Origin of the sequence: Longimicrobium sp., assembly GCF_036554565.1 — a bacterium.
Taxonomy (GTDB): Bacteria; Gemmatimonadota; Gemmatimonadetes; order Longimicrobiales; family Longimicrobiaceae; genus Longimicrobium.
The window spans coordinates 1-12,854 of sequence record NZ_DATBNB010000575.1 but is presented as its reverse complement, the minus strand read 5'-3'; the positions used below and the strand labels follow the sequence as shown (position 1 = coordinate 12,854).

The following is a 12,854-nucleotide window of genomic DNA, read 5'->3' as shown; positions in this document are numbered from 1 at the left end:
ACCTGATGCTGGCTGAGCTCACCGGCGGGCGGCTTCACGTGCAGCACGTTTCCACCCGCCGCGGGGTGGAGCTGATCCGCGAGGCCAAGGCGCGCGGGGTCCGGGTGACGGCGGAAGGTACGCCCCACCACTTCACGCTGACGGACGCGGCGGTGGAGGCGTACCGCACCGACGCCAAGATGAACCCGCCCCTGCGCTCGGCCGCGGACCGCGACGCGGTGCGGCAGGGCGTGGCGGACGGAACGCTGTGCGTGATCGCCACGGACCACGCGCCCCACCACTACGACGAAAAGGAGCAGGCCTTCGAGGACGCTCCCAACGGCATCGTGGGGCTGGAGACTGCGCTCGGCCTGAGCTACACCGAGCTGGTGGAGACCGGGCTGATGGACCTGGCCACGCTGATCGAGCGGATGAGCTGCGCGCCGGCGCGGTCGATGTCGCTGGCGGGGCTGGGATCGCTGGCTGCGGGCAGCCTGGCGGACGTGACGATCCTGGATCCCCGCATCGAGTGGACGGTGGATCCGAAGACGTTCCTGTCCATGAGCCGCAACACGCCGTTCGGAGGGCGCCAGCTGCGCTGCCGGGCGGTGATGACCATCGTGGGCGGCAAAACCGCCTGGCAGCTGGAAGGAAAGCAGGGATGAGGGAAGTGGTGCCCAGGCCGTTCCTGCCCCCGCGCGTAGACCCGCGCGCGTTCTGCGGGCCGGCGTACCCGTGGCCGCGCGTATGCGACCTGCGTGACGACGGGCGCGAGGTGATCGCGTGCTACGTGGTGCACGAGAAGAACCGGCGCGAAACCAAGGCAGGCAAGCCGTTCCTGGAGTTCGTGCTGGGCGACGCCTCCGGCAGCGTGGCCGCCATGATGTGGGACGACGCCGAGCGCTGCGACCGCCTGGTCGCGGCCGACGACGTGGTGGGCGTCCGCGCCCGCGTGGGCAGCTACCGCGAAAAGCTTCAGCTGACCATCAGCTTCATCGAGCCGCTGGAGGTGTCGGACGACGACCTGGCGATGTTCCTGCCCGCGTCCCCGCGCGACCGCGGGCAGATGTGCCGGGAGCTGGACGCGCTGATCGCCACCGTCAGCGATCCTCCCCTGCGGACGCTCCTGGCGCGCTGCGTGGGCGGCAAGACGCCGCTGGGCCGCACCTTCCGCATCCATCCCGCCGCCAAGCGCAACCACCACGCGTACCTGGGCGGCCTGCTGGAGCACTCGCTCTCCGTCGCCAGGGCGGCGGACCGGATGTGCGCGCACTACCGCGAGCAGGGCGCCGCGCTGGACCGCGACCTGCTGGTGGCCGCCGCGCTGCTGCACGACGTCGGCAAGGTGAAGGAGCTGGCGGCGCGCCGCACCTTTTCGTATACGGACGAGGGGCAGCTGCTGGGGCACATCCTGCTGGGGCTGCAGATGGTGACGCGCGAGGCCGAAAGCATTCCCGGCTTCCGGCCCGACCAGCTGCTTCACCTGCAGCACCTGATCGCGAGCCACCAGGGCAAGCTGGAGTGGGCCAGCCCCAAGATTCCCATGACGCTCGAGGCCATCATCCTTCACGCGGCCGACGAGCTGGACGCCAAGATGAACTCGGGGATGGCGATGGTGTCGGCGCTGGAGCCCGGTGCGTGGACAGGCTTCGACCGGCACCTGGAGCGCGCCCTGTACCGCCCGCCCGAGCCCCTGGCCGACGCGCCGCCCCCGGCGGTGCTGGAGCCCGTTTCGCCCCAGGCGTTCGTGAAGGACGTGATGCTCGACATGTTCCGCGGCTGACGCAACGGACGGAAACCACGAGATGAGCCAACAGAACCCCATCGCCGGTTCGCCGGTGCTGCAGCTGATCCAGCAGCGCGAGCAGCTGAACCAGTGGATCGCACGCCTGGACGAGGTGGCGCCGCAGGCATCCAGCCGCGCGACCGAGCGCGTGCGCGCCGACTACGCCGACCGCCTGCGCCGCGTCAACGAAGACCTGGCGACGCACCGCGACGAGATCGAGGCCGACCTGCAGGCGCAGCGAGGCGCGCTGGACGCGGCCGAGCAGCAGCGCGCCCACGCGGCCGACATCATGGACGAGGTGCAGCTGCGCCACCTGATCGGCGAGCTGGACGAGGCCGCGTGGAACCGGCAGCGGCCGGAGCTGGAGCAGGCCGTGGCCCTCGCCGAGGAGGCGCTGGTGCACGCCCGCGGCGAGGTGGAGCGCCTGCAGGCCCTGGCCGCCGACATAGCGGGCGCCGCAACCCGCGCTTCCGCTCCGGCTCCGACCGCCGCGGCCACCCCGGCTCCGCCCACCGCCGCCGCGCCCGACGCGGCTCCGGTGCCTCCCGCAGCCGCGCCCCCGCCGGCGCCCGCGGAGGTGGAGGACGACTGGGAGCCGTCGTTCCCGGAGGCGGATGCAGCGCCGGTCTCGCCGGAGTCGCTGGCCCCGGCGGACGAGCCGCTCGCGGCCGCGGACGCTACCGCCTCCGCGGACACCGCCGGCGCGGACGAGTGGGATCCGTTCGGCGCGGAGTTCGGCCCGCCGCAGGAAACGGCCGACGTGGAAGAGGAGCTGCCCTGGCTGGAGGGGATCGACGAGGCCGCAAAGACGTGGACCCCGCCCGCGCCCGCGGTGGAGGAGGATGCGGGGCTGGACTTCCTGCGCGACATCGAGGAGTCGGCCCGCACGCCCGAGCCCGCGACGGGCGACCTGGGCGCGGACGACCTGGCGTTCCTCGAAGAGCTGGATCGCGCCATCGGCGCCCCGCCGGTCTCCATCGCCGGAGCCGCCACGCCGGCGCCTCCCGCGGCCACGCCGCCGCCCGCTCCCGCCGCCGCGGGCCCTGGAGGCCGAGCCGAGCCGCTGCTGTGCAAGGAGTGCGGGGCCATAAACGAGCCGCACTCGTGGTACTGCGAGATCTGCGGGTCGGAGTTGTAGTGCGTGAGTGCGAAAGTGCGAAAGTGCGAAAGTGCGAAAGTGCGAAAGTGCGAAGTGCGAAGTGCGAAGTGCGTGAGTGCGAAAGTGCGAAAGTGCGAAAGTGCGAAAGTGCGAAAGTGAAGAAGCCCGCCGAATCCGGCGGGCTTCTTTGCTCTGGCGAGGTCGCGCCACGACGCCGACGGAGCACGATAGCAAGCCAGTCCACGAAGGTGGACATCGTGTGGTTGTTGCCGCGAATTCATTCGCCCGTGCAGGCTCGGGCGCGCACCTACAGTGGAATCCGAGCACCGGGCTTCCGTGCCGCTGCCGCGCCCAGGTTCAGTGGCGGCTCAGGCTAGATCCTTCGGCCCGCAAAGGATCGTGTGCGGGCGAGTGCGGTGCGCTTGGGCCTCTGGATGACAGGCTGCTGGTGTGCGGGCTGGTTTGGTGCGCTTCCGCCCCTCGACGACAGGCTGTCGGTGTGCGGGCGAGTGCGGTGCGGCTGGACGTGTGGATGACAGGCTGCCGGTGTGCGGGCGAGTGCGGCGCGCCTGGGCCTCTGGATGAAAGATTGCCGGTGCGACGGTTGTTGTGATGCGATTGGCCGTCTGGATGGCAGGCTGTCGGTCTGCGGGCGAGGGCGGGTCCACGGAGACGCGAAAACCCCGCCGACCTGTGGGTCGGCGGGGTATCGGTGCTCCGAAAGTGCGTGGATCAGGCCGCGATGGCGGCGATCCGGGCGCTCAGGCGGCTCTTGGCGCGCGCGGCCTTGTTCGGATGGATGATGCGCTTGCGGGCAGCGCGGTCCAGCAGCGAAGCGGCCTCGCGGAACGCGGGAGTCGCGTCATCGGCGCTCGTCGCGGAACGCACCTTCTTCAGCGCGGTGCGCAGACGCGAACGGAACTGACGGTTGCGCTCGGCGCGGACCTCGTTGGTCCGCATCCGCTTCTCGGCGGACTTGACGTTCGGCAAGGCTCTCCTCCAACGGAATCGGCGCCGCCCGGCGACCGAAAGGTTTCGTAGCTGTCCAGAAAACAGGAAGCCCCAACATTATGCCCGCGAGCCCCATCTGTCAACCCCGCAGCTGCGCCGTTTTGACAACTTCTCAGGCCACGCGTAGCTTGCGCGCATGGAATTCAACCTCGAGCGCGTTCTTCTTGCTCTTCCCATCCTGCTGCTGTCGCTGACCGCGCACGAGTTCGCCCACGCCTGGGTGGCGCTGCGGCAGGGCGACGATACCGCGTACCGCCAGGGCCGGGTGACCATGAACCCCGCCGCGCACGTCGACATCATCGGCACGCTCGTCTTTCCCGCGCTGGCCATCGCCAGCGGAATGCCGCTGCTGGGGTGGGCCAAGCCGGTGCCGACCAATCCGGCGAACTATCGCAACTACAGGCGCGGCGACATCCTGGTGTCCATCGCCGGCGTGTGCGCCAACGCCATCCTGGCGGTCTTCTTCGCCCTCGTGGCGTTCCTTCTGTTCCAGGCCCTCACCGCGGCATCGGGAGCCGCGAGCGAGACGCTGGGGATCGCCTTCCAGATGGCGCTGTACGGGGTCATCGGCAACGTGGGGCTGATCGTCTTCAACCTCCTGCCCATCCCGCCGCTGGACGGGTCGCACGTGATGTATCACATGCTTCCGCCCAGCGCCGCCGCCTCGTACCGCCAGATCTACCCGTACGGGTTCATCATCCTGTGGGCGCTGGTGCTCACGAATGCCCTCGACATCCTGTGGCCCGTGATCCGCGGGATCTCACGGGTGCTGCTGGCGCCCATCGGCGTTCCGCTGCTCTGATGGAAGCGGTCGCGGCGCAGGACCCGTTCGACATCGACGTGGAGCGGTTCCATGGGCCGCTGGACCTGCTGCTGCACCTGATCCGCAACCAGGACATCGACATCTTCGACATCCCCATCGCGAAGATCACCGAGCAGTTCCTGGCGGCCATCCGCGCCGTGGAGCACCTGGAGCTGGAACGGGCGGGGGAATTCCTGGAGATGGCGGCCACGCTGGTGCGCATCAAGGCCCAGATGCTCTTTCCCCGCCGCGTGGACGACGAGGAAACCGAGGACCCCCGCGCCGACCTGGTGCGCCGCCTGCTGGAGTTCGAGCACTTTCGCGAGGCCGCGCAGCTGATGGAGCGCTCCGAGCGCGAGCGCGCGCGCCTGTTCGCCCGCGGCTTCGTGGAGGCGCGCCCTGCGCCGCGCCTGGCCGACCTGCCGCTGGAAACGCAGTGGGACGAGGTGTGGGACGCGCTCGTTCGCCTGGGTGAGCGGCTGAACGCGCCGGAGATCGTGCACCACGTGCGCGGGCGCGAGGTGAAGATGGAAGACAAGATCCAGGAGATCATGGCGCTCCTGGAGCAGATGCGGCGCGTGGAGTTCGCGCGCATCGTGGAGCCGTGGGGCACGCGCATTCACGCCGTGGCCTCGCTGCTGGCCTGCCTGGAGCTGGCCAAGCGCAGCGTGGTGCGCGTGCGGCAGGCCAGCCCCTTCACCCCGCTCTGGATCTTTCACGCCAGGGACGAGGCGGCGTGATCCGCCCCAGCCGCGTGATCGAGGCGCTGCTGTTCGCCAGCGAGTCGCCGCTTTCGCCCGCGGACCTGGCCCGCGCCGACGAGGCGCTGGACGAGGAACGGGTGGAAGCCGCCATCGCCGAGCTGCGGGCCGAGTACGACCGCGAGGGGCGCGCGTTCACCGTCTTCGAGGTGGGCGGCGGCTACCAGCTGCTCACGCGGCCGGAGTTTGCGCCGGTGCTGGAGCGCTTCGACTCCGTTCCCGGCGCGCAGCGGCTGTCGGGGCCGGCGCTGGAAACGCTGGCCATCATCTCCTACCGCCAGCCCGTGGGGCGCGCCGAGGTCGAGGAAATCCGCGGCGTGGGGGCGGGCGGCGTTCTGAAGACCCTGCAGGAGCGGGGGTTGATCGAGGTGGTGGGCCGCGGCGAGGGGCTGGGCCGCCCGCTGCTGTACGGCACCACGCCCTTCTTCTTGCAGCATTTCGGCTTCCGGAGCCTGGCAGACCTGCCTCGCTCCGAGGAGCTTCCCGTCGTGCTGGCGCGGCGGGACGAACCGAGGGACACGAATGGCGAAGCAGCCGGGATTTCTTAAGCGCGGCGAGTCGCTGCGCCTGCAGGCATTTCTCTCCCGCTCCGGCCTGGCCTCGCGCCGCGCCGCCGAGGAGATGATCGAGCACGGCCGCGTAAAGGTGAACGGCGCCGAGGTCACCGCGCAGGGCACGCGCGTAGTGGCGGGGGTGGACCGCGTGGAGCTGGACGGGGTGGAGGTGAAGGTGGCGCCCACCACCTGGCTGGCGCTGCACAAGCCAACGGGCTACGTCACCACCCGCCAGGACCCGTTCGGGCGCCGGACCGTCTACGAGCTGATCCCGGACAAGTTCCACGGCCTGTTCCACGTGGGCCGGCTGGACCGCGACAGCGAAGGGCTGCTGCTGCTGACCAACGACGGCGACCTGGCCAACCGCTTTCTGCACCCCAGCTTCGGCATCACCAAGGAGTACGACGTCATCGCCAGCGGCAAGCCGAGCGACGCGGCGCTGCGCCAGCTGGTGGAAGGCGTGGAGCTGGAGGACGGCGTGGCCCAGGCCGAGTCCGCCCGGCTGATCGGGCCGGCGGGGAACGGGCAGTCGCGGCTGAAGCTGGTGCTGCGCGAGGGCAAGAAGCGCGAGGTGCGGCGGATGCTGGAGGCGGTGGGCCACCCCGTGCTGCGCCTGGTGCGCCGCCGCTTCGGGCCCATCGACCTGGGCGAGCTCCCCGAGGGCAAGTGGCGCATCGTCCAGCCGGAAGAGCTGGTGCAGGTGCGCGACGCCCAGGCCAGCCCAAAGGGCGCCAAGCGCACCCCGGCGGCAGAGGCGGAGGCGCCCAAGGCCAAGCGCGTCCGCGCTGAGGCCGAGGATCGCCCCGCTCGCGGCAAGGCCGAACGCCCGGGGCGCAAGGACGCGCCGCGGACCGCGCGCGGAAAGCCGGAGCGCGAGGAAAAGCCGGCGCGCGGGGCGCCGCGTGGCCGCTCGTTCGATCGCGACGAGGCTCCGCCAGCGCCGCGCGAGCGCACGCCCGTCACCATCGACTGGGATGCGGAGGAATGGGGCGACGCCAAGCCGCGCGGCGGCGACGCCCGGCCCAAGCGTACTTCATCCACCTCGTCCCGCGGGGCGGATGAACGGCCGGCCGCACGCGGCAAGACGGCTGCGGGACGCGGATTCTCGGATCGCTCCGCGGAGGACCGTCCGGCCGCACGTGGGCCGAGGACGGGCGCAGGACGTGGAGCGTCGGATCGCCCGTATCTCCCGAGTGATCGCGACCGTCCGGCGGGCCGTGGCGGCTCGGACCGCGAGGATCGTCCGCGCCGCGACTTCCAGGACCGCGACGACCGTCCCGCACGCAGCGGCGCTGATCGCCCTGCACGCAGCGGGACGGATCGCCCCGCGCGGGGTCCCGCCGACCGTCCGGGGCGTGGTCCCGCGGATCGTCCCCGGCGCGACTTCCAGGATCGCGACGACCGCCCGGCACGTGCCGGCTCCGATCGGCCGAGCCGTCCTGCCGACCGGCCGAAGAAGGGGCCGGTGGACTGGGGCACGCGGGCGCCGCGGCAGGATCGCGATCAGCCTGCGTCTCGTGGCCCTCGGCCGGGTCCGGGTCGCCGGCCTGTGGATGACGATGACGATTTTGTGACGGAGCGCCGTCCGCGTTCGGCGCCGCCGCCGCGGGGCGGAGCCGGTCCGCAGCGTGGTGGGGCGCCGCGCACGGATGATCGGCCCGCGGGTGCGCGTCCGGGCGGCCGGCCCGGCGGCGCAAAGCCCAAGGGCGGAAAGCCCGGTGGCCGCGCCAAGCCCGGGAACAAGCCGGGAGCGAAGCCGCCGGAGCCCGGCAGGCGTCCCGGGCAAGGCGGAGGCAAGAAGGGCCGCTGACGATCCGTCCGGCAGCCGCGGTATCCACCGCGGCTGCCGGGCATCCGCCGAATCGCGGCTCTTGTGGAGCGCCCGCGTCGGCACCATCCTGCATGCCGTTGCACCGCAGCATCCCTCCGGGCTGGCCGCCGGGATTTTCCGCTACGGAGACGAGAGCGCACCGAGCACCCATGCCCTCGGCAAACACACCCTCGCGCCAACTCGTGGACCTCGCCAAGGCCTTTGCCCTGGGCGAGTTCTATCCGCTCACGCATCCCACGCTCACCCAGGCGCTGCTGAACCTGGCGACGACCCTGCTCGCCACGGGCGAGTACCTGGAGATCCGCCTGTCGCCCGGCGCGGTGACCGTGAACGGTACGCACGGGCCGCGGTCGGGCCACGTGGACCGCTTCGTCCACCGCCTGGCCGAGCACGGCGTTTCATCCATCGCCCTTCGCCACGACGTGGGAGCCGAGTCGCTGGGCCGCTTCCTGTCCGCCGCGGCCCTTCCGCCGCGGATCGCGAAGGCGGCTGGGGGACTGGCGGCTGCGATGACGGCGGCCGGGGCGGCGCGCGTCGCCCTGGATGGGCATTGGATTCAATCGCCGCCGGTGGTGGTCAGCACGGTCGCCGGGCAGGGCAGCAGGGTGGAGGGGCTGGAGCCGGGGATCGCGCTGTGGAGCGCGCACGACATGTACGAGCAGGTGCGCGACTCCGCGGTGCGCGTGGAGCACGAGAACACCGACGAGCTGCGCCGGCTGGTACGCGAGTCATCGACGGAATCCGAGCGCCTTATCGTGCTCAACCGCCTGGAGTTCGTGGCGCAGTACTGCGTTTCGCGGGAGATGATGGGCCGAGGCGTGGCGCTGATCCAGGACCTGCGCCACGACGCCGAGGAACTGCGCGGCCGCAACCCCGCGGCGCGCGGAATGGTGATGCTTGCGATGCACCGCGTGGCCAACCGCGCGCTGATCGAGGAACTGGTGACGCGGCTGGGCAAGGCGCGCAGCGAGGACGAGCGCGCAAGCCTTCGCTCCACCCTGCTTCACATCGGCGCCGACACGGTGTCGCCGCTGGTGCGCTCGCTGGTGGCGGCGACGGACGTCTCGGCGCGGCGGGCGTACCGCGACGCGCTGGTGGCGCTGGACCAGGTGGGCGTGCCGCTGCTGGAAGACATGGTCGGCGACGAGCGCTGGTTCGTGGTCCGCAACATGGTTGGCATTCTGGGAGAGATCCGCAGCGCCGACGCCGTGGACCACTTCCGCCGCACCATCGAGCACTCCGACGCGCGGGTGCGCCGCGAGACGATCCTGGCGCTCTCCAAGATCGGTGGCGAAGAGGCGGTGCCGCTGCTGGCGAAGGGGCTGAACGACAAGGAGCCCAGCCTGCGCGCGGCGGCGGCGCTGGGGATGGGGCTGACCAAGCTGTCGACGGCCGTCACGCCGCTGCTGGCGCGGCTGGCACAGGAAACGGACCAGGACACGCAGGTGGAGGTGATCCGCGCGCTGGGCCGGGTGGGCGACCCGCGCGCGGTTCCCGTCCTGGCGGAGCGCGCCTCGGCGGGCGGATTCTTTCACCGCACGCCGGCCCCGATTCGCGTGGAGGCGGTGCGCGCCCTGGCCGACGTGGGGGGCGAGCCGGCCCGCGCGGTGCTGCAGCGGCTGCTGAAGGACCGCAACGACCAGGTGCGCGAGGCGGTGTTCGCGGCGCTCGCGAAGGAGTGACGCCGCGCCGCGGCACTGTTCTTTCTGGCACAACCGCCGCGGCCTGCATCGGGCCGCGGCGGTTCGTCATCATGGGGTGGTTTAGATGCGGACGGGGACTAGCGCGGAGCCCTGTCATCCTGAGGCCCAAGCGAGCGATACTGGCCCGCAGCATATCCGTCGCGGGCCGAAGGATCTAGCCGCGGACGCGTACAAGTCAGGGCGCGGCAGCGGTCACGGAAACGTGGGCCTCGGCTGCCGTGGGGCCCTCACCCCGCCGCGCTGACACGCGTGCGACCCTCTCCCACAAACAGCGTGGGAGAGGGGGTACACTTCGAGGTTGGGTGCGTCAGGGCACAGTCCGGTGCACGGGCCGGCGACCCCCATCCCCAACCCTTCCCCCGCAAACTGCGCGGGGGAAGGGAGCCAGTAGAGTGCGCGAGGCCAGCCGAAGCACGATTCAGGTCTCCCCCTCCCCTGCGCAGCGGGGGATGGGGGCCGGGGGGAGGGGGCTCCCAAGGCATGCGACGCAGCCCGTCGAACCCCGACCGAATTTCCCCCCTCTCCCGGCGCAGTTTGCCGGGGGAGGGGCCGGGGGAGGGGCCCGCCGCGGCATGCGCCGAGCCCAGTCGAACCGCGATGGAAGGTCTCCTCTCTCCCGCGCAGTTTGCGGGGGAGAGGCCGGGAGAGGGGGCTGCCGAGGCGTGAGCGAGGCCCGGCTCCCGTGCGGGCATCCGAGTCTCGGGCTCTCGTGCCGCTGTCGCGCCCAGATTGCGAAGTGGAACAGGGCTAGATCCTTCGGCGCGCGAAGTATGGAGTGGGGACGGTTCGGTGCGCCTGCGCCTCAGGATGACAATCTCCGTCGCGTCAACCCGACACACGAATTCGAACCAGCACGCATGACACAGCCGTCGCCGTACGCCCCGCCGGGCGCCCCTCCCCGGGCCGCGTTCCTGGACCGCATCATCCACGAGATGCACCGCCGTGTGGTGGGGCAGGACTACATGGTCGAGCGGCTGCTCATCGGCCTGCTCACCGGCGGCCACGTGCTGTTCGAGGGGCTGCCCGGCCTGGCCAAGACGCTCGCCGTCCGCACCCTGGCAGACACCTTCGACGCCACGTTCGCGCGCATCCAGTTCACCCCGGACCTGCTGCCGGCAGACGTGGTGGGCACCACCATCTACAACCAGCGCACGGGCGAGTTCGTCCCGCACCGCGGCCCCATCTTCGCCCACATCGTCCTGGCCGACGAGGTGAACCGCGCGCCCGCCAAGGTGCAGGCCGCGCTGCTGGAGGCCATGCAGGAAAAGCAGGTGACCATCGGCGGCGAAACGTACCCGCTGCCGACGCCCTTCCTGGTCCTGGCCACGCAGAACCCCATCGAGCAGGTGGGCACCTATCCGCTCCCCGAGGCGCAGGTAGACCGCTTCATGCTCAAGGTGCGCGTGGGCTATCCCACCCGCGAAGAGGAAAAGGAGATCCTGCGGCGGATGTCGACCGGCGCCGACATCCCCGTGGAGCCCGTCGCCACCCCCGCGGACGTGCTGGCGGCGCGCGAAGCCATCGGCCAGCTGTACCTGGACGACCGCATCGCCGACTACGTCCTGGACCTGGTGGCCGCCACCCGCGAGCCCAAGCGCTTCGGGGCGGGGGAGCTGGCGCCGCTCATCGAGTACGGTGCGTCACCGCGGGCCACGCTTGCGCTGGCCGCCTGCTCGCGCGCCCATGCGTACCTGCGTGGCCGCGGCTTCGTGACGCCCGAGGACGTAAAGGCCATCGCGCCCGACGTGCTGCGCCACCGCATCGTCACCACCTACGAGGCCGAGGCCGAAGAAGTCACCTCCGAAGACATCGTCCGGCGCGTGCTGCGGGCCGTGCGCGTTCCCTGACGCCGATGTCGCTGCTGTCCCGCTTCCGCCGGTCCCCCGCGCCCGCGCCGTCCCCGGACGACGCGCGGCCGCCCGCGCTGGCGGACGTGATGCGCCAGGTTCGGCGCATCGACCTGCGCACGCGCGGGCTCGTCGCGTCGCAGTTCAGCGGCGAGTACCACTCGGTGTTCAAGGGGCAGGGGATCGAGTTCGTGGAGGTGCGCGAGTACGTGCCGGGCGACGACGTGCGGACCATTGACTGGAACGTCAGCGCCCGCACTGGAACCACGTACGTCAAGAAGTACGTGGAGGAGCGTGAGTTGACGGTGCTCCTGGCCGTGGACCTGTCCGGCTCGCAGCGGTTCGGCACGCGCGGCCGGTTCAAGAGCGAGATGGTGGCCGAAGTAGCCGCCACGCTCGCCATGTCGGCCATCCGCAACAACGACCGCGTGGGATTGATGGTGTTCACCGACCGGGTGGAGGCATTCGTTCCGCCGCGAAAGGGACGCCGCCACGTCCTCCGCATCATCCGCGACCTGCTGGTGTTCCGCCCCGCGGGGCAGGGGACGGACCTGGCCGCCGCGCTGCGCCACGCCGTACGGGTGATGCGTTCGCGCTCCATCGTCTTTCTGATCAGCGACTTCCAGCTGTCCGAGGCACGCGCCCGCTTCGAGACGGCCATCGCCCTCGCCGCCGCGCGCCACGACGTCGTCCCCGTGGTCTTGGGCGACCCGGCGGATGGCACCATTCCCGACGTGGGCGTGCTGAGGATGCAGGACCCGGAGACCGGCGATCTCATCTGGGTAGATACGGGATATGATGACGTGCGGAAGCGGTTCGCGGACGACGTGCGCGACGAGCGGGCGGCGTTGACGAAGATCTTCCGCCGCCTGGGCGTGGAGCCGATCGAACTGCGCACCGACGCGCCCGTCTCCACCGCGGTCCTCTCGTTCTTCCGCCGCCGCGAGCGCCGCCTCCGGCGATGAGCCTCCTGCGCGCCGCCGCGTGGGTGCCGCTGGCGCTCGCCTGCGCGACCCCCATCCACACTCAGTCATCCGCCGTACAGGTGGGCGTCGATCCCGACACGGTGACGGTCGGCGATCGCTTCCGCGCCGCCGTGTTCGTCCCCTTGGCGGGCGGACAGGCCAGTGTGGAGCTGCCGCCCGCGCCCGATGGCCGCTGGCAGACCGTCGGCGAGGCGCAGCGGACGGACTCCGCCGGGATCGCGCGCATCGTCATCCCGATGGTCGCGTGGGTGCCCGGCCCAGGGGGAAGCGCGCAGGGTGAGGTGCGGATGACCGCGCGCGACGGGACCGTCAACACGTTGCCGATCGCCATCCCGCTGCCGTTCGTCCGCGCGGTGCTGCCGGCGGACTCTACCCGGCCGCGAGGGCCGCGCGACGTGGTGGACGTGCCGGGGCCGCCGCTGCCGTGGATGTGGATCCTGGCCGCGTTGCTGACCTTGGCGCTGCTGGCGGGGTGGATGTGGATCCGTCGCAAGC

The 12,854-nt window shown here is 71.4% G+C and carries 12 protein-coding genes; 11 read left to right on the top strand and 1 reads right to left on the bottom strand.

All coding sequences use genetic code 11. The annotated features are described in order from the left end of the window. The 3 genes from VIB55_RS15835 to VIB55_RS15825 form a co-directional block, all read left to right on the top strand. Positions 1–644 (top strand): amidohydrolase family protein (locus tag VIB55_RS15835; RefSeq protein WP_331877631.1); only part of this gene is annotated, 644 nt, incomplete at its 5' end. Beyond that, positions 641–1,762, top strand: coding sequence for a 3'-5' exoribonuclease YhaM family protein (locus tag VIB55_RS15830; protein WP_331877630.1), 1,122 nt, complete (start codon positions 641–643; stop codon positions 1,760–1,762). The genes VIB55_RS15835 and VIB55_RS15830, both read left to right, overlap by 4 nt. Positions 1,763–1,784: 22 nt before the next feature. Beyond that, positions 1,785–2,903: a Ran-binding zinc finger domain-containing protein gene (locus VIB55_RS15825; RefSeq protein ID WP_331877629.1), complete on the top strand. Its 1,119-nt coding sequence runs from the start codon at positions 1,785–1,787 to the stop codon at positions 2,901–2,903. Positions 2,904–3,596: 693 nt separating this feature from the next. Here VIB55_RS15825 and rpsT read toward each other — a convergent pair. Continuing rightward, positions 3,597–3,854 (bottom strand): 30S ribosomal protein S20, encoded by a 258-nt coding sequence (gene rpsT / locus VIB55_RS15820; RefSeq protein ID WP_331025902.1) that lies wholly within the window; start codon positions 3,852–3,854, stop codon positions 3,597–3,599. A 157-nt stretch (positions 3,855–4,011) separates the two neighbouring features. Between rpsT and VIB55_RS15815 the strand changes: the two genes are divergently transcribed. The 8 genes from VIB55_RS15815 to VIB55_RS15780 all read left to right on the top strand — a co-directional run. Next, entirely contained in the window at positions 4,012–4,677 is a 666-nt protein-coding gene (locus VIB55_RS15815; protein ID WP_331877628.1) for a site-2 protease family protein, read from the top strand. Continuing rightward, positions 4,677–5,417, top strand: coding sequence for a segregation and condensation protein A (locus tag VIB55_RS15810; RefSeq protein ID WP_331877627.1), 741 nt, complete (start codon positions 4,677–4,679; stop codon positions 5,415–5,417). The genes VIB55_RS15815 and VIB55_RS15810 overlap by 1 nt, the downstream gene beginning before the upstream one ends. Next, positions 5,414–5,986 carry an SMC-Scp complex subunit ScpB gene (scpB, locus tag VIB55_RS15805; protein WP_331877626.1) on the top strand — a complete coding sequence of 191 codons (573 nt, stop codon included), beginning with the start codon at positions 5,414–5,416 and terminating at the stop codon, positions 5,984–5,986. The genes VIB55_RS15810 and scpB overlap by 4 nt, the downstream gene beginning before the upstream one ends. Further along, the gene (locus VIB55_RS15800; protein WP_331877625.1) at positions 5,961–7,802 is read left to right on the top strand and encodes a pseudouridine synthase; all 1,842 of its coding nucleotides are present in this window, start codon (positions 5,961–5,963) and stop codon (positions 7,800–7,802) included. Before scpB ends, VIB55_RS15800 begins: the two co-directional genes overlap by 26 nt. Positions 7,803–7,972: 170 nt before the next feature. Then, the gene (locus VIB55_RS15795) at positions 7,973–9,505 is read left to right on the top strand and encodes a HEAT repeat domain-containing protein (RefSeq protein WP_331877624.1); all 1,533 of its coding nucleotides are present in this window, start codon (positions 7,973–7,975) and stop codon (positions 9,503–9,505) included. 878 nt (positions 9,506–10,383) lie between these two features. Continuing rightward, a complete protein-coding gene (locus tag VIB55_RS15790; RefSeq protein WP_331877623.1) occupies positions 10,384–11,373 on the top strand; it encodes a MoxR family ATPase in 990 nt (329 codons plus the stop codon). A gap of 5 nt (positions 11,374–11,378) precedes the next feature. Further along, entirely contained in the window at positions 11,379–12,338 is a 960-nt protein-coding gene (locus VIB55_RS15785) for a DUF58 domain-containing protein (RefSeq protein WP_331877622.1), read from the top strand. Beyond that, on the top strand, positions 12,335–12,854 hold a 520-nt coding region (locus VIB55_RS15780; protein WP_331877621.1), incomplete at its 3' end, for a hypothetical protein. The genes VIB55_RS15785 and VIB55_RS15780, both read left to right, overlap by 4 nt.